The 20301-nt window shown below is 67.2% G+C and carries 18 protein-coding genes; 12 read left to right on the forward strand and 6 right to left on the reverse strand.

Going from position 1 to position 20301, the window contains the following annotated elements; translation table 11 throughout:
- Positions 1 to 443 precede the first annotated feature (443 nt).
- The 9 genes from kdpF (at position 444) to dapA (ending at position 10938) form a co-directional block, all read left to right on the forward strand.
- Positions 444 to 533 (forward strand): K(+)-transporting ATPase subunit F, encoded by a 90-nt coding sequence (gene kdpF, locus AOZ53_RS08815; protein WP_035360036.1) that lies wholly within the window; start codon positions 444 to 446, stop codon positions 531 to 533.
- Positions 533 to 2329, forward strand: a complete 1797-nt coding sequence (gene kdpA / locus AOZ53_RS08820) for a potassium-transporting ATPase subunit KdpA (protein ID WP_054487615.1) — start codon at positions 533 to 535, stop codon at positions 2327 to 2329. The genes kdpF and kdpA overlap by 1 nt, the downstream gene beginning before the upstream one ends.
- Before the next feature lie 22 nt (positions 2330 to 2351).
- Positions 2352 to 4511, forward strand: coding sequence for a potassium-transporting ATPase subunit KdpB (gene kdpB, locus AOZ53_RS08825; RefSeq protein WP_054433013.1), 2160 nt, complete (start codon positions 2352 to 2354; stop codon positions 4509 to 4511).
- A 30-nt stretch (positions 4512 to 4541) separates the two neighbouring features.
- Complete coding sequence (gene kdpC / locus AOZ53_RS08830) at positions 4542 to 5150, forward strand: potassium-transporting ATPase subunit KdpC (protein ID WP_054477957.1); 609 nt, start codon at positions 4542 to 4544, stop codon at positions 5148 to 5150.
- Between the two features lie 51 nt (positions 5151 to 5201).
- Positions 5202 to 7988, forward strand: a complete 2787-nt coding sequence (locus tag AOZ53_RS08835) for a sensor histidine kinase (RefSeq protein ID WP_054487617.1) — start codon at positions 5202 to 5204, stop codon at positions 7986 to 7988.
- A gap of 9 nt (positions 7989 to 7997) precedes the next feature.
- On the forward strand, positions 7998 to 8690 hold the full coding sequence (gene kdpE, locus AOZ53_RS08840) for a two-component system response regulator KdpE (RefSeq protein WP_054419958.1): 693 nt from the start codon (positions 7998 to 8000) through the stop codon (positions 8688 to 8690).
- A gap of 118 nt (positions 8691 to 8808) precedes the next feature.
- The gene (locus AOZ53_RS08845; RefSeq protein WP_054433001.1) at positions 8809 to 9570 is read left to right on the forward strand and encodes a TorF family putative porin; all 762 of its coding nucleotides are present in this window, start codon (positions 8809 to 8811) and stop codon (positions 9568 to 9570) included.
- Positions 9571 to 9790: 220 nt separating this feature from the next.
- The gene (locus AOZ53_RS08850; protein WP_054433090.1) at positions 9791 to 10036 is read left to right on the forward strand and encodes a hypothetical protein; all 246 of its coding nucleotides are present in this window, start codon (positions 9791 to 9793) and stop codon (positions 10034 to 10036) included.
- A gap of 2 nt (positions 10037 to 10038) precedes the next feature.
- Positions 10039 to 10938 (forward strand): 4-hydroxy-tetrahydrodipicolinate synthase, encoded by a 900-nt coding sequence (gene dapA / locus AOZ53_RS08855; protein ID WP_054487619.1) that lies wholly within the window; start codon positions 10039 to 10041, stop codon positions 10936 to 10938.
- Here dapA and AOZ53_RS08860 read toward each other — a convergent pair.
- The 4 genes from AOZ53_RS08860 to icd form a co-directional block, all read right to left on the reverse strand.
- Complete coding sequence (locus AOZ53_RS08860; RefSeq protein WP_054432995.1) at positions 10916 to 12460, reverse strand: methyl-accepting chemotaxis protein; 1545 nt, start codon at positions 12458 to 12460, stop codon at positions 10916 to 10918. The two genes, dapA and AOZ53_RS08860, sit on opposite strands and share 23 nt — an antisense overlap.
- 246 nt (positions 12461 to 12706) lie before the next feature.
- Positions 12707 to 13978: an O-antigen ligase family protein gene (locus AOZ53_RS08865; protein ID WP_054487647.1), complete on the reverse strand. Its 1272-nt coding sequence runs from the start codon at positions 13976 to 13978 to the stop codon at positions 12707 to 12709.
- Positions 13979 to 14108: 130 nt separating this feature from the next.
- Positions 14109 to 15086, reverse strand: coding sequence for a glycosyltransferase family 9 protein (locus AOZ53_RS08870; RefSeq protein WP_054432993.1), 978 nt, complete (start codon positions 15084 to 15086; stop codon positions 14109 to 14111).
- Between the two features lie 258 nt (positions 15087 to 15344).
- A complete protein-coding gene (icd, locus tag AOZ53_RS08875; protein ID WP_006393232.1) occupies positions 15345 to 16601 on the reverse strand; it encodes an NADP-dependent isocitrate dehydrogenase in 1257 nt (418 codons plus the stop codon).
- A gap of 205 nt (positions 16602 to 16806) precedes the next feature.
- Here icd and AOZ53_RS08880 point away from each other — a divergent pair, with 205 nt between their 5' ends.
- The gene (locus AOZ53_RS08880) at positions 16807 to 17232 is read left to right on the forward strand and encodes a DUF1841 family protein (RefSeq protein ID WP_054432991.1); all 426 of its coding nucleotides are present in this window, start codon (positions 16807 to 16809) and stop codon (positions 17230 to 17232) included.
- A 77-nt stretch (positions 17233 to 17309) separates the two neighbouring features.
- Here AOZ53_RS08880 and AOZ53_RS08885 read toward each other — a convergent pair whose 3' ends face one another.
- Both AOZ53_RS08885 and AOZ53_RS08890 read right to left on the reverse strand, forming a co-directional pair.
- Entirely contained in the window at positions 17310 to 17672 is a 363-nt protein-coding gene (locus AOZ53_RS08885; protein ID WP_006393230.1) for a c-type cytochrome, read from the reverse strand.
- Between the two features lie 14 nt (positions 17673 to 17686).
- Positions 17687 to 18040, reverse strand: coding sequence for a c-type cytochrome (locus AOZ53_RS08890; protein ID WP_035360031.1), 354 nt, complete (start codon positions 18038 to 18040; stop codon positions 17687 to 17689).
- Positions 18041 to 18218: 178 nt separating this feature from the next.
- On the opposite strand from AOZ53_RS08890, the gene AOZ53_RS08895 reads away from it, so the two are divergent.
- Together AOZ53_RS08895 and AOZ53_RS08900 are read left to right on the forward strand one after the other, a co-directional pair.
- On the forward strand, positions 18219 to 19100 hold the full coding sequence (locus AOZ53_RS08895) for an AAA family ATPase (RefSeq protein ID WP_054432989.1): 882 nt from the start codon (positions 18219 to 18221) through the stop codon (positions 19098 to 19100).
- A gap of 22 nt (positions 19101 to 19122) precedes the next feature.
- Entirely contained in the window at positions 19123 to 20295 is a 1173-nt protein-coding gene (locus AOZ53_RS08900; RefSeq protein ID WP_054477953.1) for a vWA domain-containing protein, read from the forward strand.
- The last annotated feature ends 6 nt before the right edge of the window (positions 20296 to 20301 follow it).

The raw sequence follows: 20301 nt of genomic DNA on the forward strand, positions 1-20301 counted from the left end.
AGTAGTGCATTTTGGCGTCTCTGTTCTAAATATTGGGATTTTTTCGACCCAAACCCGCTTTCCGGAGGCTGCCGGCGGCCCCGATTTTGAGCCAGCCTCAACTCCCCCCGGCCCCGCCGCCCGCTTCCGGGCACTCGCGCCGCGCCATCGCGGCGCATCCGCAGACCGGATGATGCCAGCGCGTCTTTACGTTCCGTTTACACCCCCCCGCCAAAGCTATACCCCGTTTTTACCCCCTGCTCCGTAACCTGCCGGTGTCCTGATTGGTCACTTCGCCCGCGCGGTCCGCATCCCCTTTTGCCGCCCGGGCCCGTCGTTCGAAGGGAGCCCGCTCCCGGGAGGAAAAACGTGGATGCCATCTATATCGCGATCTTCGCCGTCATGGCCGGGCTGACCTACGCCCTGGTCTCGTTCTGCGAAGCCTTGTCCTCGGGAGAGCAACCATGAGCTGGCTCTACTGGCTGAGCGGCATCACGTCCGCGCTGCTGTTCGTGTACCTGCTGGTCGCCCTGTTCAAACCGGAGAAGTTCTGATGACTGCCGAATTCGTCGGACTGCTGGTCGTGTACCTGGTGGTCCTGCTCGCGATCGCGCCCTTTCTGGGGCGCTATATCCGCATCGCCATGGAAAACGGGCAATCCCGGCTGACCGCCTGGGGCCGCCCGCTGGAACGTGGCATCTACCGGCTGGCGGGCATCGACCCGCAGGCTGAAATGGGCTGGAAGCGCTATGCGCTGGCCGTGCTCGCCTTCAACATCCTGGGCATCGTGGCGGTCTACGCGCTGCAACGCCTGCAGGGCCTGCTGCCGCTGAACCCGGCCGGCATGGGCGCCGTCTCGCCCGATTCCTCGCTCAACACCGCCATCAGCTTCGTGGCCAACACCAACTGGCAGGGCTACGGCGGCGAATCGACGATGAGCTACCTGACGCAGATGCTGGCGCTGACGGTGCAGAACTTCGTCTCGGCCGCCACCGGCGTCGCGGTGCTGTTCGCGCTGATCCGCGGGCTGGCGCGCCATTGCTCGGCCACGGTGGGCAACTTCTGGGCCGACATGGTGCGCAGCACGCTGTACGTGCTGCTGCCGCTGTCGCTGGTGCTGGCGCTGGCGCTGGTCAGCCAGGGCGTGATCCAGAACTTCAGCCCCTACCAGGACGTGCAGACGGTCGAAGCCCTGCATTACGACCAGCCGCGCGTGGATGCCCAGGGGCAGCCGGTGCTGGACGCCAAGGGCCAGCCCGTGACCGACCCCGCGGTCACCCAGACGCAGACGCTGGCCATGGGCCCGGTCGCCTCGCAGGAAGCGATCAAGATGCTGGGCACCAACGGCGGCGGCTTCTTCAACGCCAACTCCGCGCATCCCTATGAAAACCCGACGGCCCTGTCGAACTTCCTGGAGATGCTGGCGATCCTGGTGATCCCGGCGGCGCTGTGCTTCACCTTCGGCGAGATGGTCGGCAACCGGCGCCAGGGCATTGCCATCCTGGCGGCCATGACGCTGCTGTTCGCCGTGTTCGCCTTGAGCACCGCCTATTTCGAGCAGCAGCCCAATCCGATGACCGCCCAGACCGGCGTCGACAGCGCCATGAGCGCGCTCTCGCCGGGCGGCAACATGGAAGGCAAGGAGACCCGCTTCGGCATCGCCGCCACCTCGCTGTTCGCCACCATCACCACGGCGGCCTCGTGCGGCGCGGTCAACGGCATGCACGATTCGCTGAGCGCCATGGGCGGACTGTCGCCGATGCTGCTGATGCAGCTGGGCGAAGTGGTCTACGGCGGGGGCGGCTCCGGCCTCTACGGCATGCTGGCGTTCGCCATCCTCGGCGTCTTCATCGCCGGGCTGATGATCGGCCGCACGCCCGAGTACCTGGGCAAGAAGATCGAGGCCTACGACATGAAGATGGTCTCGATCGTGATCCTGGCGACGCCGCTGCTGGTGCTGGGCGGCACCGCGCTGGCGGTGTCGGTGACGGCCGGCCAGGCCGGCGTGCTGAACCCCGGCATTCACGGTTTCTCCGAGATCCTGTACGCCCTGTCCTCGGCCGCCAACAACAACGGCAGCGCCTTCGCCGGCCTGTCCGCCAACACGCCCTTCTACAACGTGTTGCTGGGCATCGCCATGTGGTTCGGCCGCTTCGCCGTCATCATCGCGGTGCTGGCGATGGCCGGATCGCTGGCGGCCAAGCGCCGCCTGCCCGCCGGGCCCGGCAGCATGCCGACCACCGGTCCCCTCTTCGTGGTGCTGCTGATCGGCGCGGTCCTGCTGGTAGGCGCCCTGACTTATGTGCCCGCGCTGGCCCTGGGCCCGGTCGCGGAACACCTGCAACCCTGAATGCAACAGGCTAGGAAAGAAAATGGCCAAGATTGATATGCCAACCCAAGGCGCCGGCGGCGGCGCCGCCCGCGCGCCGTCGGCCGCGCCGCTCGAACGCAAGTTCGGCATGTGGTCGGGCGCGCTGGTCGGCCCCGCGCTGCTGGACAGCCTGCGCAAGCTCTCGCCCGCCGCGCAACTCAAGAACCCCGTGATGTTCGTGGTCTACGTGGGCAGCATCCTGACCACGATCCTGTGGATCATGGCGTTGCGCGGCCAGGCCGAGGCGCCCGCGGGCTTCATCCTCGCGATCTCCGTGTGGCTCTGGTTCACGGTGCTGTTCGCCAACTTCGCCGAAGCGCTGGCCGAGGGCCGCGGCAAGCAGCAGGCCGCGACCCTGCGCGGCCTGCGCACCACCATCGATGCGCGCCTGCTCAAGGGTTTCCGCGACGAGGATGCCGCCCGCGCCGAACCGGCGCTGTGGCGCAACCAGGCCGTCAAGCAGGCCTCCGGGCTGCTGCGCCGCAATGACGTGGTGCTGGTGGAAGCCGGCGAAACCATCCCGGGCGACGGCCAGGTCATCGCCGGCGTCGCCTCGGTGGACGAAAGCGCCATCACCGGCGAATCGGCGCCGGTCATCCGCGAATCGGGCGGCGACTTCTCGTCCGTCACCGGCGGCACCCGGGTGCTGTCCGACTGGATCTTCGTGCGCATCGCCGCCGATCCGGGCGAGAGCTTCCTGGACCGCATGATCGCCATGGTCGAAGGCGCCAAGCGCCAGAAGACGCCCAACGAGCTGGCGCTGACGATCCTGCTGGTCGGCCTGACGGTGGTGTTCCTGTTGGTGGTCGCGACGCTGATGCCGTTCTCGATCTATTCGGTCACGGCCGCCGGCGGCGGCACCGCCGTCACCGTCACGGTGCTGGTGGCGCTGCTGGTCTGCCTGATCCCCACCACCATCGGCGGCCTGCTGTCGGCCATCGGCGTGGCGGGCATGAGCCGCATGATGGGCGCCAACGTCATCGCCACCTCGGGCCGCGCGGTGGAAGCCGCCGGCGACGTCGACGTGCTGCTGCTGGACAAGACCGGCACCATCACCTTCGGCAACCGCCAGGCCTCGACCTTCCTGCCCGCGCCCGGCGTAGCGCCGCGCGAACTGGCGGACGCGGCGCGCCTGGCCTCGCTGGCCGACGAAACGCCCGAAGGCCGCAGCATCGTGGCGCTGGCCGACAAGGCCATCCACGCGCCGGCCGTGCGCGCCGCCGATGCCGAGTACGTGCCCTTCACCGCGCAGACCCGCATGAGCGGCGTCAACCTGAAAGACCGCATGATCCGCAAGGGCGCGGTCGACGCGGTGCGCGCCTGGCTGGCCGAGCAGGACGCCACCGTGCCCGAACAGGTGCTGCGCTTGGCCGAGGACGTAGCGCGCCGCGGCAGCACGCCGCTGATGGTCAGCGACGGCAACCGCGCGCTGGGCGTGGTCGAGCTCAAGGACATCGTCAAGCCCGACATCCAGTCGCGCTTCGCCGAGCTGCGCCGCATGGGCATCAAGACGGTGATGATCACCGGCGACAACAAGCTCACCGCCGCCTCCATCGCCGCCGAAGCGGGCGTCGACGACTTCCTCGCGGAAGCCACGCCGGAAGCCAAGCTCAAGCTGATCCGCGCCTACCAGAGCGAAGGCCGCCTGGTGGCGATGACCGGCGACGGCACCAACGACGCGCCGGCGCTGGCGCAGGCCGACGTCGCGGTGGCGATGAATTCGGGCACCCAGGCCGCCAAGGAGGCGGGCAACATGGTGGACCTGGATTCCAACCCCACCAAGCTCATCGAGATCGTCGAGATCGGCAAGCAGATGCTGATGACGCGCGGCGCGCTCACCACCTTCAGCATCGCCAACGACGTGGCCAAGTACTTCGCCATCATCCCGGCGGCGTTCGCCACGGTGTATCCGCAGCTGAACGTGCTGAACATCATGGGCCTGTCCACGCCGGCCTCGGCCATCCTGTCGGCCGTGATCTTCAACGCGCTCATCATCATCGTGCTGATCCCGCTGGCGCTCAAGGGCGTGCGCTACCGCCCGCTGGGCGCCTCGATCCTGCTGCGCCGCAATCTGCTGATCTATGGACTGGGCGGCCTGCTGGTGCCGTTCGCCGGCATCAAGCTGGTCGACATGGTGCTGGCCGCCCTGGGCTGGGTCTGACCCGCGCCCGTCACTGGAAAGGAACTCATCATGAAACAAGCTCTTCCCCTGCCGCGCCAAGGCGGCATCCTGCGCCCCGCGCTGGTCGTGTTCGCCGCCCTGTCGCTGGTGACCGGCCTGGCCTACCCCTTCCTGACCACCGGCATCGCCGCCGCCGTGTTCCCGCACGAAGCGTCGGGTTCGCTGATCCGCCAGGGCGACAAGGTGGTCGGCTCGGAATGGATCGGCCAGTCGTTCAGCGCCCCGCAGTACTTCTGGGGCCGGCCGTCGGCCACCTCGCCGATGCCGTACAACGGCGCCAACTCCGGCGGCTCCAACCTCGGGCCGCGCAACCCGGCGCTGGCCGAGGCCGTGCAGGCGCGCATCGCCGCCCTCAAGGCCGCCGATCCGGACAATCCCACGCCGGTGCCGGTGGACCTGGTCACCGCCTCGGGCAGCGGCCTGGATCCGCACATCAGCCCCGCCGCCGCGGCCTATCAGGCCGCGCGCGTGGCCCGCGCCCGCCATCTGCCGCGCGACAAGGTCGACGCCCTGATCGAAGCCAACACCTCCAAGCCCTGGCTGGGCGTGCTGGGCGACCCGGTCGTCAACGTGCTCAAGCTCAATCTGGCGCTGGACCAGCTGGCGCCGCTGAAATGACACGCCGGCGTATAGTATTGCCAGCCGTTCCCCCACTTCACTTGCGCGTTCATGGCTGACAATGCTGACGAGCGTCCCGATCCGGACGCGCTCTTGAAAGACCTCGACGATGCCGCGCGCCAGGCGGTGCGCGGCAAGTTGCGGGTCTACTTCGGCTCGTCCGCCGGCGTCGGCAAGACCTACGCCATGCTGGTGGCCGCCCGCGCCCACGCCGCGCAAGGCGCCCGCGTGCTGGCCGGCATCGTAGAAACGCACGGCCGGCGCGAGACCGCCGCCCTGCTCGAAGGCCTGGCGGTCCTGCCGCTCAAGGACGTCGCCTACCGCGGCCACGCGCTCAAGGAATTCGACCTGGACGGCGCGCTGGCCGCCCACCCCGACCTGGTGCTGGTCGACGAACTGGCGCATTCCAACGCGCCCGGCTCGCGCCACGCCAAGCGCTGGCAGGACATCCAGGAACTGCTGGCGGCCGGCATCGACGTCTGGACCACGCTCAACGTGCAGCACCTGGACAGCCTCAACGAGGCCGTCGGCAGCATCACCGGCGTGCGGGTCTGGGAAACCGTGCCCGACGAGGTCTTCGACGCGGCCGACGAAGTCATCCTGGTGGACCTGTCGGCCGACGAACTGCTGCGCCGCCTGCGCGAGGGCAAGGTCTACCTGCCCGAGCAGGCGCGCCACGCCACCCGCAACTTCTTCCGCAAGGGCAACCTGATCGCGCTGCGCGAACTGGCGCTACGCCGCACCGCCGACCACGTCGACGACGACGTCCAGGCCTATCGCCGCGACCGCGCCATCGAGCCGGTCTGGCGCACGCGCGAAGCGGTGGTGGCCTGCATCGGCCCGGACGCCGATGCCGAATACGTCATCCGCAGCGCCCACCGCCTCAGCCAGCAGCTGGAATGCGACCTGCACGTGGTCACCATCGACGTGCCGCGCGCCGCCCCGCCGCCGCAGGCCGAACAGGAACGGCTGCAGCGCAGCCTGGCGCTGGCCGACTCGCTCGGCGCGCGCTGCGAGACCCTGGCCGGCGGCGACATGGTCGACGCGGTGGTGCGCTACGTGCGCCGCCACAACATCACCAAGGCCATCGTCGGCCGCACCCGCGCCAGCGGCCTGCAACGCCTGCGCCTGTCGCTGTCGGCGCTGCTGACCGCGGCCATCAGCCCCGGCTGGCTGTGGCGCCGCCACAGCTTCGCCGACATGCTGGCCGCCGGCTGCCCCGAAATCGACATCATCCGCCTGGGCGCGCCGCCGCTGCCCGCCGCCAGCGTGCCGGGCCGCGATCCGCTCACGCTGGGCCGCCGCGGCCGCCTGAACGGCGACGAGCGCAGCCCGCTGGCGCTGGGCGGCTACGCCTGGGCGCTGTGCTATTGCGCGCTGGCCACCGCGCTGTCGGCGCTGGCGTTCCCGGCGCTGCACCAGACCAACATCGTCATGCTGTTCCTGCTGGCGGTGGTGGCGGTGGCGCTGCGCCATGGCCGCGGCCCGGCCGCCCTGGCCTCGATCGTCAGCGTAGGGCTGTTCGATTTTTTCTTCGTGCAGCCGCTGGCCTCGTTCGCCGTGTCGGACGTGCAGTACCTGCTGACCTTCGGCGTGCTGCTGGCCGTGGGCCTGCTGATCGGCCAGCTCACCGCCGGCCTGCGGCTGCAGGCCCAGGCCTCGGTCAAGCGCGAGGCCGATGCGCGCAGCCTGTATGAATTCGCGCGCGAGCTGTCGTCGGCGCTCCTGCCCGAGCAGATCGTCGCGTCCGCCGGCGCCTTCGTGCACGCCACCTTCGGCTCGCGCTGCGCGCTCTACATCCTCGGCCTGGACGACCGCCTCAAGCTGGCCTCGCCCGCCGCCGACGACATGCCGCCGCTGGAGTCGGCGCTGGCCCAATGGGTCTACGACCACGGCCAGCCGGCCGGCGCCGGCACCGCCACGCTGTCCAACAGCGACCTGCTGTACCTGCCGCTGAAGGCGCCGATGCGCACCCGCGGCGTGCTGGCGCTGGCGGCGCCGCGCCGCAGCCTGTTCTCGCAACCCGACTCGCGCCGCCAGATCGAGGCCTACGCCACGCTCATCGCCATCGCCCTGGAGCGCCTGCATTACGTCGAAGTGGCGCAGCAGGCGCTGGTCAGCATGGAATCCGAAAAGCTGCGCAACTCGCTGCTGGCCGCGGTCTCGCACGACCTGCGCACGCCGCTCACCAGCCTGGTCGGCATGACCGACACGCTGATGCGGCGCCAGGACGCGCTGCCGGCCGACATCCAGGACACCATCCGCGCCATGCGCGACCAGGCGCAGCGCATGCACGCGCTGGTCGCCAACCTGCTCGACATGGCGCGGCTGCAGAGCCGCGACACGCCGCTGCGGCTGGAGTGGCAGTCGATCGAGGAACTGGTCGGCGCCTCGCTGGCCGCCATGCGCGAACCGCTGGCGGCGCACCAGGTCGCGGTCGACAGCCTGTCCGGGCTGCCGCTGGTCGAATGCGATGGCGTGCTGATCGAGCGGGTGCTGTGCAACCTGCTGGAAAATGCCGCCAAGTACACCCCGGCCGGCAGCGTCATCCGCCTGCATGCCGCGGCGCAGGACGGCGAGCTGCGCGTCGCGGTGTGCGACAACGGCCCCGGCGTCGCGCCCGGCGCCGAGCGCCGCATCTTCGAGAAATTCACCCGCGGCGAACGCGAATCCGCCACCCCCGGCGTCGGCCTCGGCCTGGCCGTGTGCGAGGCCATCGTCAGCGCGCACCACGGCCGCATCTGGGTCGAGCAGGCGCCGGGCCAGCCCAGCGGCGCGCAATTCGTCTTCACGCTGCCCCTGGGTACGCCGCCCCCGATCCACCCCGAAATCGCCTGAGTCCATCGCATGTTCGACTTTCAGCCCACCGTCCTCATCATCGAGGACGACGCCAATATCCGCCGCTTCGTGCGCCAGGCCCTGGAGAGCGAAGGCTGCGCCGTGTTCGAAGCCGACACCGTCAAGCGCGGCCTGATCGAGGCCGGCACCCGTCAGCCCGACGCCGTGGTGCTGGACCTGGGCCTGCCAGACGAGGACGGCATGACCCTGATCCGCGAACTGCGCGGCTGGACCGAAGTGCCGGTGCTGGTGCTGTCGGCGCGCACGGCCGAGGCCGACAAGGTGGCGGCGCTGGACGCCGGCGCCGACGACTACCTGACCAAGCCGTTCGGCGTCAGCGAACTGCTGGCGCGGCTGCGCGTGCTGCTGCGGCGCCATGCCCGCGGCGGCGCCGGCAGCGCCGCCGAGATCAGCTTCGGCGACGTGCGCGTGGACTTCGCCAAGCGCGTGGTCGAACGTGGCGGCCAGCACGTGCACCTGACCGCCATGGAATACCGCCTGCTGGCCGCGCTGCTGGCCCATCGCGGCAAGGTCATGACCCACCGCGAACTGCTGCGCGAGGTCTGGGGCCCGTCGCACGTGGAAAGCAACCACTACCTGCGCATCTACATGGGCCACCTGCGGCAGAAGCTCGAGGCCGATCCGGCGCAACCGGTCTACCTGCTGACCGAGATCGGCGTGGGCTACCGCTTCGCGGGCTGAAGGCAGGCGCGGCATGCCGCGCCATTGATGCGCCTTTTACGCGGGCCGCGCGAGTCTTGTCTCGCCGTTTATGCCGCTTCTCCTATTGTGGCGATCCCGTCCAACACAGGAGAATTCCATGTCCCGCAACACCCTGGCCGCGCTCGCGCTGTTCGCCCTTGCCACCCCCGTGCACGCCGCCGATGCGCCCGCCGCCGGTGAGCCGGCTCCCGAGTACTCGCTGACCGCCAACGTCACGCTGGCCAGCCAGTACCGCTACCGCGGCCTGATGCAGACCAACAACCAGCCCGCGATCCAGGGCGGCTTCGATTTCACGCACGCCAGCGGCCTGTACCTGGGCAACTGGAACTCCAGCATCAGCTGGCTCAACGACGGCAACAGCAAGGTCTCGGCGCCGGTGGAGATGGACTTCTACGGCGGCTACAAGGGCAACCTGGCGCCGAACGTGCCGTTCGACCTGGGTGTGCTGCAGTACTACTATCCCGGCGACTACCCGTCGGGCTACACCAGCCCCGACACCACCGAGCTGTATGCCGGCCTGGGCTACGGCCCGGTGCTGTTCAAGTACTCGATCGCCATGACCAACCTGTTCGGCTTCGCCGACAGCAAGTACAGCCAGTATTTCGATCTGAGCGGCAACTTCGACACTGGGTTCTGGGGCCTGACGGTCAACGCCCACGTCGGCCGCCAGACGGTCCGCAACGTCACCGACGGCGCCTACACCGACTGGAAACTGGGCCTGACCAAGGACTTCGGCCAGGGCCTGGCGGTCTCGATCGCCTATATCGACACCAACGCCGACCGCGCCGTCTACACCAACAGCCGCGGCCGCTACATGGGCCGCGCCACCGGCCTGCTGTCGCTGACCAAGACGTTCTGAGCGCGTCCGGGCGTTGACGCGCTTTTTACGCGCCGCGCCCGCATTTATCGGCAGGTTTTACGGCCCGCTTTCTATAGTGGAATCGTCATCAACCAACCGGATACGCGCAAGCCCACCCCCCGGCTGCGCCCCCCCGACCGCCATGATTCCCCGCCAAGAACGCAGCACGTACGCCTCGTTTGACCGCTCCGCGCCGGCCCCCGCGCCGCAGCCCGCGGAAATGGTTTCCCTGACCGTCAGGATCGACACGCTGGACGCCCTGAAGGTGCGGTTGGCCCTGCACCGCGAGCTGGGCGAACGCATCGGCGTCTACGTGCTGTCGGTGGATCACGCGCATGGCCAGAGCATCCTGCAGCTGCATTGCGACCGCGGCCAGGTCGACGCCCTGATGCACGCGGTGATGTGCGGACTGCCCCAGGCCGAGTTCGGCCCGCTGCGCCCCGCCGCCGCCATCACGGTGCAGTGACCATGGATACCCCACTCCCCCCCGCTTTCGACGGTCTCTGGCTGCCGATGGTCACGCCGATGCGCGGCGGCTATGTCGATTGCGAGGCCGCCCAGGCGCTGGCGCGCTACTACCGCAACGCCGGCGTGGCCGGCCTGGTGCTGTTCGGCTCCACCGGCGAAGGCAACCTGCTCTCCATTCCCGAGAAGATCGAGATGATCGAGGCCATCCGCCGCGATCTGCACGCCCTGCCGCTGGTGTTCGGCGCGGGCGGCGTCGACACGCGCGGCGTGGCCGCCGCCATCCGCCGCCTGGACAAGTACGCGCCCGCCGGCTACCTGGTGCCCCCGCCCTACTACCTGGGCCCGTCGCAGCAGGGCATCCTGTGGCATTACCGGCAGATCGCCTGGGCCACCGAGCGTCCCATCATTCTCTACAACATTCCCAAGCGGGCCGGCGTCACCATGACGGTCGAAACCATGGAATCGCTGGCGCTGCTGCCCAATTTCCGCGCCGTCAAGGAATGCAATCCACCGGTGCTGATGGCGCTGAATGCGCGCGGACACCTGGCGGCCCTCTGCGGCGAGGACATGGCGCTGCTCGACCATTTCCTGGCGGGCGGGCGCGGCGCCATTCCGGCGGCCGCCCACCTGTTCCCCGAACGCTTCGTCGAAGTGATGCAGCTGGCGCGCGACGGCCACGCCGAAGCGGCGCGCGAATTGTTCGAGCCGCTGCGCGGCCTGATCCGCGTGCTGTTCGCCGAACCCAACCCGGCGCCGATCAAGCGCGCGCTGGCCCTGCAAGGCCTGATCGCCGACGAACTGCGCCTGCCCATGACCAGCGCCAGCCGCGAGCTGACCCCGCGCCTGCAGCGGGCCATGAGCGTGGTGCAGGGCTCGCCTAGTAGGCTGCAGACAGCTTGAACACCGCCACCGCGCGCGCCAGGTCGTCGGCCTGATCGTGCAAGGTGGCGGCCGACGCCGCGAACTCCTCGACCAGCGCCGCATTCTGCTGCGTCACGCTGTCCAGGTGCGTCACCGCCTGGTTGATCTGTTCGATGCCGACGCTCTGCTCGGACGAGGCGGTGGCGATCTCGCCCATCAGCGGCGCGCTACTCGCCGCCGACTGCAGCACGCTGCTCATGGTGGCGCTGGCCTGCTCGACCCGCTGGCTGCCGCGTTCGACCGAATCCGACGACGCCTCGATCAGCGTCTTGATTTCCTTGGCGGCGGTGGCCGAGCGCTGCGCCAGCGCCCGCACCTCGCCCGCCACCACCGCGAACCCGCGCCCCTGCTCGCCGGCGCGCGCGGCCTCCACCGCGGCATTGAGCGCCAGGATGTTGGTCTGGAACGCGATTTCGTCGATCAGTCGGATGATCTCGTCGATCCGCTGCGAGCTCTGCGAGATCTCGCGCATCGCGTCGATCGCGTGCTGGGTTTCTTCGCTGCCCTGCCGCGCCAGTTGCGCCGACTGGCCGGCCAGCGAACTGACCTCGCGCACGTGGTCGGCGCTCTGCTTGGCGGTGGCCGTGATCTGCTCGACGCTGGCCGCGGTCTGCTCCAGCGCGGCCGCCTGTTTCTCGGTGCGGTCGTGCAGGTCCATGCTGCCCGCGGCGATCTGGCGCGAAGCCGCCGCGATCGAACCGGTGGAGTGCACGATGGTGCGCACCGCCACGTCCAGCCGTTCCTGCATCAAGGCCATGGCGTCGAACAGCCGGCCGATCTCGCCGCGATGGTGGCGCGAGATGATGCTGGACAGATCGCCTTGCGCCACCCGCTCACAGACCGCCACCGCCTCGTCCAGCGGACGGATGATGTGGGAACGGAAGAACCGCAGCGCCGCCGCCAGCAGCGCCACCAGCAGCGCCAGCGTCACGCCGCCCTGGCGCCACAGCGTCGCGCGAAAAGCCGCATCGACGTCGTCCACGTACAGGCCGGTGAACATCAGCCACCCCCATTCCGGGTCGTAGACGGCGTAGCTGGCCTTGGGCAGCGCCTCTTCGGCCCCCGGCCGCGGAAAGTGATACTGGACGAAGCCGCCGCCCGCCTTGCCCTGCGCGTAGAGATTCTCGAAGATCGGCAGACCGTCACTGTCCGTGACCGCGCGCACATTGGTGCCGGTCATCTTGGCGTCGGGATGCACCAGCAGCGTATAGCTGTCGTCGAACACGCCGACATAGCCGTCCGCGCCATAGCGCAGCTGCGCCAGGCGCTGCGCCACGTTACGCTTTGCCTGCTCGGGCGACAGGTGCTCGTCGAGGGCGCGCTGCTTGCCATTGCGCACGATGCCGGCGGCCAGGTCCAGCACATTGCGCAGTTCCGTCTTGCGCTCTGCCAGCATCTCGGCGCGCCGTTCCCAGGCATCCCATCCCCCCAAGGCCAGCACCGCGACCCCGATCGCGAGCACGAACCACAGCAGCTCCCTGCGCAAGCTTGAATTCTTCATAGACCCTCTTTCTCCATGCCCACCCGCGTCCGAAACCAAAGACGGCGAAATGTGACGATTTATCTATTGCGTCTGATCAGAATAAGGGGGAGCGACAGGGTTTTCACCGACGAGAGGGGGCTGGCTTGATCTACGTCAAGCCCGGCGGGCATTTGGATGCGCCACGCGCGCGCGAAAAAAAAGCAAGGCCGCCGGGGCCTTGCTTTTCAGGATGACGGCGCGGCCGCGACGGGCCGTCCGGATCCGCTATCGTTTCGCCGCGAGGCGCTGCTGCGCCAGCCCGGTGCGGGCCGAGGTCAAGGCATACAGCACCACCACCGTCAACGCATAGATCGGCACGCTGCGCATGTTGCGGAACATCATTTCCGACAGGCTGAAGACGAAGTAGCCCAGGCAGAACAGCATGCCGATCTGCGAGCCCACGTGCACCACGGGGTCGTCGCTGGCGGAACGGCGCCAGAAGACCGCGGCGGGGATCAGGTACAGCGCCAGGATGCTGAGCAGCCCCAGCAGGCCATAACCCGCCAGCGCCCCGAGCATGTCATTGTGGGGTTCGCCGTAATCGGTCGAGACCAGCTCGGTCACGATGCCCTGCTTCTGCAGCTTGACCAGTTCCGGCCGGAAGTTGGGCACGCCCACCCCCACCAGCGGGCTTTCCCGGAACATCAGCCAGGAGGCCTTCCAGAGCTGGATGCGAATACCCACCGAGGTGTCACGGTCATGCTGCTCATAGCGGCTCACGTCCGACACCATGTTCTTCCAGCGGCTTTCCTTGCTGTTCCAGGACAGCACTGCCCCCACCGCCATCACCACGACCAAGGCCGCCACGAAGATGAGCTTGGTACGGCGTTGCCACTGCCGTTTGGTCAACAGGTAGACCAGGCCGAACACCAGCAGAAGCGCCCAGCTGCTGCGCGTCTGTGAAACCCAGACGCCATACAGGCTGACCGGCACCGCGGCGATCTTGAGGGCGGCTTCCAGCCTGGGCCAGGGCGACAAGCGCCAGGGCAGCGTCAGCAAGGAGGCGAAGCCAAACAAGATCGTCAAGTCGGCGAATGCCACCGCGTTGTAGCGGCCGCCATACTCGGACACCGCGCCACGGCCCAGGCTGGGTTCGTAGATGATGTACACCAGCATGAGCGACCCGGCAAAAGCGCCGAACAACAGGCTCCACTGCACTTGCTGCAACCAGTTGCGGGGCACGCGCAACAGCATCCAACAGACGGGCACCGCGAGGGCGAAACGCAGCAGCTTTTCAATTTCGGAAGAGCTCCAGACGCCCAGGTAGCTGCTGCTGATCAGCATCGCGACGAGCGGCGCCATCAGCGCCACGGCCATCGCCGACATCTCCTTCAGCGCGAAAGGTTCCCGGTGCTGGACAAGATTGGCCGCCATTGCCACCAGCGCGATCAATGCAGTCAGGTAGAGGATGGCGGGCCCCCCCACGGCACTGGTCAGTGCCAAGGCGGGGATCAGCAGTGTCAGGAACGCGACACCGCGCAGGCATGGAATGGACATCATGGGATTCAGTTCGGCCTTTGGCAGGACCAGTGATACTTTAGGGGAGAGAATTGGCGGACGCGGCAGGCTATGACACGTTATGCGGATCCGGCAGGCCATCCCGCGAAACCGTCGCGCAGGGTCGGAGTCAAGAACGGACGACCTTTGCAGCCGCCATGGATTTTTTGTAGTCCCGCGTCAGGCTTTCAAACGCCGACATGACGCTGCCCGGCCGCAGCCACTCGCGCCACAGGCGGTCACGCCAGCGGCCTCCGGGAATATAGACGGGATACGCGATGCGCGACATCGACCAGCCCGGACGCCAGGCCTTGGTCCGGGTGGGCCGGCCGGTCAACGTCAAGGTTGGCACGCCGACGCTGGAGGCCAGATGGCCAATGCCGGACTCGTTACCGATGAACCAGCCACATTCGTGGATGAATGCGGCCACGTCGGCCAGGGAGGGGGACTGCTGGATCGCCAGGCCGGCCTCGGTCAGGCAGGTCCATCCGGCGCGCTCATGAGGCGCCAGGATGAAGACAGGCTCATAGCCCTGGCGCTGCAGGCGCAACCCCAGTTCGACGAAATGCCGCGGCGCCCAGCAACGCTGCGCCCCGGTGGACGACGGATGCACCGCAACCCTTTTGTCGAACGCGCGATGCCGCCCCGCCATCGGTGGACGCAGGCCGATATCGGTGCCCGCCAGCGACAACCCCAGCGCATCGCGGCAATAGTCCCGGATCTGGTTGAGCTTGATGAACCCCTTGCCGGTGATCACCACGTGGGCGTCGTAATAGAAATAGGACGCGGCACAATCATGCAGGGCGTATGGCCAGCCGACGTGCATCTGCGCCGCGCAATCGTAGTCGGCCAGCACCGCCGACGCCTGCTCCTGCGGCAGTGACGGCCGGATATCCATGCCGGGAAACCAGCTGCGCAGGCCGTAGGCGAAATCGCCAAAGACCGTGACCTGGCGCCCGTGCGCGACCAGGTTGAACGCCATGGTCATCATCAACAGCGTGTCGCCCAGCCTCGGGGCCATCAATAGCGCTACCCGCCCGGCATCGCGCAGGCTGCGGACGCACGCCGAAGCATCATAGGGCGGCATATTGGGAGCGGGTTGGGCCATGTCTAGGAAATATCAGCGGAACCGGGTCAGCAAAACTGAGCCAAGAGTATCAGCGGTGGAGGGAAAAATGCAGCATTGCTGAACATATAAATTATACCGCCGTAACAATAACAATTTGATTCGTTTTGTCTTGTGTTGGTATACGAGGCGCTAAGGAATTCCCTTATTTCCGATATAGATCTTCACATGGACCGCCGTAAAAAAGCCCGCGAGCCTTGCGGCTTACGGGCTTTTCAAAGACTCACCGATAAGGCCCGGTCACATATTCTCGATCATCACCTGCCCGAAACCGGAGCACGACACCTGCGTCGCGCCCTCCAGCAGCCGGGCGAAGTCATACGTGACCTTCTTCGACAGGATCGACTTCTCCATGCTGGAGATGATCAGGTCGGCCGCCTCGGTCCAGCCCATGTGGCGCAGCATCATTTCCGCCGACAGGATTTCCGAGCCCGGGTTGACGTAGTCCTTGCCCGCGTACTTCGGCGCCGTGCCGTGGGTGGCCTCGAACATCGCGACCGAATCGGACAGGTTGGCGCCCGGGGCGATGCCGATGCCGCCCACCTGCGCGGCCAGCGCGTCGGAGATGTAGTCGCCGTTCAGGTTCAGGGTGGCGATGACGTCGTATTCGGCCGGGCGCAGCAGGATCTGCTGCAGGAACGCGTCGGCGATGACGTCCTTGACGATGATCTCGCGGCCGGTCTTGGGGTTCTTGAACTTGCACCACGGGCCGCCGTCGATCAGCTGCGCGCCGAATTCCTTCTGCAGCAACGCATAGCCCCAGTCACGGAAGCCGCCTTCCGTGAACTTCATGATGTTGCCCTTGTGCACCAGGGTCAGCGACGTGCGGTCATTGTCGATGACGTACTGCGCCGCCTTGCGCACCAGGCGCTCGGTGCCCTCCCGCGACACCGGCTTGATGCCGATCGACGAGGTGTTCGGGAAACGGATCTTCTTGACGCCGAGCTTGGTCTGCAGGAACTGGATCAGCTCCTTGGCCTGCTCGCTGTCGGCCATGTATTCGATGCCGGCGTAGATGTCTTCCGAGTTCTCGCGGAAGATCACCATGTTGGTCTTTTCGGGTTCGCGCACCGGCGAGGGCACGCCCTTGAAATACGCCACCGGGCGCAGGCAGACGTACAGGTCCAGCTGCTGGCGCAAGGCCACGTTGAGCGAACGGATGCCGCCGCCCACCGGCGTGGTCAGGGGGCCCTTGATCGAGACCACGTAGTCCTTGACCACGTCCAGGGTCTCGTCGGGCAGCCAGACGTCCGGGCCGTAGACCTTGGTGGCCTTCTCGCCGGCGTAGACCTCCATCCAGTGGATCTTGCGCTTGCCGCCATAGGCCTTCTGCACGGCGGCGTCCACCACCTTGATCATGACGGGCGTGATGTCGGCGCCGGTGCCGTCACCCTCGATGTAGGGCACGATGGGCTGATCCGGCACATTCAGCGAGAAATCAGCGTTGACCGTGATCTTCTGGCCCCCAGCGGGCACCTTGATATGTTGATAGGACATGAATGCTCCATTTGCTCCGAGTGGTTTTTCTGCACGCGCGCCGCATCGGCTGGCGTGTGGTCCGCGGGCCGCGCGGCCCTGGCGAAACGCACACTGGATAGCGGATAGCAACCAATTCTATATCGCATTGCGGCCCGCGGGCGGGCGGCGCCCCGGCGGGCGGTAAAATAAAGCCCTCTCTGGCCAGCATGGCATCCGTCTGACAATGTTCAACCCTTCCCGCGACCAAGTCCGCGAATTCTTCATCGAAACCTGGCGCAAGCACCGCGCCAACGAGGTCCTGACCCCGCTGGAGGCCATGGCCCTGGACTGGATCATCGAGCATCCGGAATACCACGCCGATCTCGAAAGCCCCGAGGCCATGACCGCCGAATACGCGGTGGAAAAGGGCCGCACCAACCCGTTCCTGCACCTGTCGATGCACCTGGCCATCGCCGAGCAGCTGTCGATCGACCATCCGCCCGGCATCCGCAGCGCCTACCAGCGCCTGGTGGCGCGCAGCGACGCGCACCAGGCCGCGCACGAGATCATGGAGTGCCTGGGCCGGGTCGTCTGGGAAGCGCAGCGCCTGGGCACCCCGCTGGACAGCGATACCTACATCGACCTGATCCGCCAGCGCGCCGAGCGCTAGCCCCTGGCGCGACACGAGCGCCCAAGAAAAAACCCTCGGTCTCCCGAGGGTTTTTTGCATGCGGCCGGACCGTCGCGCTATTTGCGCACGCCCAGGTCGCTGGGCTGGGCCGACAGCCACGCCGCCACGTTGCTGATGTCCTGGTCGGACAGCTGGGTGGCGAAGGCGCCCATGATGGGGTTCTTGCGCACGTTGGCCGTGGCCGCGCTGCCCGAGGCGCCGCGGCGATAGGCCTTGAGCGCATGCACCAGGTAGTCGGCGTGCTGGCCGGCCAGCGTCGGATAGGCCGGGTCCACCGCCGTCTTGGCGTCGGCGCCGTGGCATGAGGCGCAATTGAATTTGTCGAAGACGGCCTTGCCGGCCGCCAGATCCTGGGCCTGGGCAGTCGCGCCCGAAATGGCCAGCGTCGCGCCCGCGAGGGCAAGCATGATGCGGTTCATGTGATTGCCCCCGGTTATTTCAGGTTCGAGTAGTAAGCGGCCAGGTCGGCGATGTCCTGGTCGGACAGGCTGCCGGCAATGGCATCCATCGTGGGATGGCTGCGCGCGCCTTTTTTGTACTCGTTGAGGGCGGTCTCGATGTACTTGGCGTTCTGGCCAGCAATCATCGGTACGTGATAAAGCTCGGGGAAGGTCGCCTTGTAGCCTTCGATGCCATGGCAACCGATGCACATGGAAACCTTGTCACGGGCATTCTGGACATTACCGACCGGCGCTGCATCCGCAGCTACTGCCTGGCCGGCGATCGCACAGGATGCCAATGCGGCCAGCAGGGAAACCGAGTACTTCAGAGAGAATCGCAACTTCATTGGGATGGCTCTTCTTGGTATGGCTTGAGGACTAGGGCCTGCTCACACGGAAAGGCCCCCGGCAAACACGTTGCGGGTCGAACCCAACTGCAAAACCGCCTGATTGTACGATAATTGTCTAGGATTAATACCCGAAAATGGCCTTGATCCCCATCAACCCTGAGAAGTCCGCTGATCCATGTCCGCTGCCCAGACCGCTCCTTCCGCACCGCACGCACGCTTCGATGGCACCGACCGATACGTCGCCACCGATGACCTCAAGCTCGCCGTCAACGCCGCGCTGACGCTGCAGCGCCCGCTGCTGATCAAGGGCGAACCCGGCACCGGCAAGACCATGCTGGCCGAGGAAGTGGCGCGCGCGCTGGGCCGCCCTTTGCTGCAGTGGCACATCAAGTCCACCACCAAGGCGCATCAGGGTCTTTACGAATACGACGCGGTGTCGCGCCTGCGCGACTCGCAGCTCGGCGACGAGAAAGTCCGCGACATCCGCAACTACATCGTGCAGGGCACGCTGTGGCAGGCCTTCGACGCCGAGCAGCCGGTGGTGGTGCTGATCGACGAGATCGACAAGGCCGACATCGAATTCCCCAACGACCTGCTGCGCGAACTCGACCGCATGGAATTCCATGTGTACGAAACGCGCCAGACCATCGCCGCGCGCCATCGGCCGCTGGTCATCATCACCTCCAACAACGAGAAGGACCTGCCCGACGCCTTCCTGCGCCGCTGCTTCTTCCACTACATCCGCTTCCCCGACCGCGACACCATGCGCGACATCGTCGCGGTGCACTTCCCCGAACTCAAGCAGGACGTGCTGCGCGCCGCGCTCGACACCTTCTTCAGCCTGCGCGACGCGCCCGGCCTGAAGAAAAAACCGTCGACGTCCGAACTGCTGGACTGGCTGCGCCTGCTGCTGGCCGAGGACGTCAGCGCGGCGCAGATCGACGCGCACACCGCGACCGCGGTGCCGCTGATGGCCGGCGCGCTGCTCAAGAACGAACAGGACGTGCATCTGCTGGAGCGGCTCGCCGCCATGACCCGCGGCGCGCCGCGCCGCTGACGCATCCTTCACGGCGCCTGCCATGCTGATCGACTTCTTCTACCACCTGCGGGCGCACAAGCTGCCGGTCTCGGTGCAGGAATACCTGACGCTGGTGGACGCGCTGCGCCAGGACGTCATGACGCCCACGCTGGACGACTTCTACTTCCTGGCGCGCACCGCGCTGGTCAAGGACGAATCGCTCTACGACCGCTACGACAAGGCCTTCGGCGCCTACTACAAGGGCATCGAGGCCGCGCTGCCGGCCGGCAAGGACATCCCGCTGGACTGGCTCATCAAGCAGTTCGAGAAAAGCCTGTCGCCGGAGGAAAAGGCCGCCATCGAGAAGCACGGCTGGGACAAGCTGATGGAGCTCTTCAAGGAGCGCATGGAAGAGCAGAAGGAACGCCACGCCGGCGGCAGCAAGTGGATCGGCACCGGCGGCACCTCGCCCTTCGGCAACGGCGGCTACCATCCCGAGGGCATCCGCGTCGGCGGCCAGTCGGCCGGCAACCGCAGCGCGGTCAAGGTCTGGGACATGCGCCAGTTCAAGGACTACGACGACCAGGTCGAGCTGGGCACGCGCAATTTCAAGGTCGCGCTGCGCCGCCTGCGGCGTTTCGCGCGCGAAGGCGCCGAACTCGAACTGGACCTGGACGACACCATCGCCAGCACCGCGCGCAACGCCGGCCACCTGGACCTGCGCATGGTCCCGGAACGCCACAACACGGTCAAGGTGCTGATGCTGCTGGACGTCGGCGGCAGCATGGACGACCACATCGGCCGCGTCGAGGAACTGTTCTCCGCGGCCCGCAGCGAGTTCCGCAATCTCGAGGTCTACTACTTCCACAACTGCCCCTACGAGAGCCTGTGGCAGAGCAACCGTCGGCGCCAGAACGAACGCTTCGACACCTGGGACGTGCTGCGCAAGTACAACCCCGACTGGCGCCTGATCATCGTCGGCGACGCCACCATGAGTCCCTACGAGATCCTGCAGCCGGGCGGCTCGGTCGAGCACTACAACAAGGAACCCGGCGCGCAGTGGATGCGCCGGCTGCTGGACGCCTGGCCCAAGTCGGTGTGGCTCAATCCCGAGCCCACCGCGTCATGGCAGTACCGCCAGTCGATCGCGCTGATGCGCGACATCATGCAGGACCGCATGTACCCCGTGACGGTCGCGGGGCTGGAACAGGCGATGCGGGTGCTGTCGAAGTAAGGCGCC

The sequence above is a fragment of the Achromobacter sp. 2789STDY5608621 genome, assembly GCF_001299375.1.
Classification (GTDB): Bacteria; Pseudomonadota; Gammaproteobacteria; order Burkholderiales; family Burkholderiaceae_B; genus Achromobacter; species Achromobacter insuavis.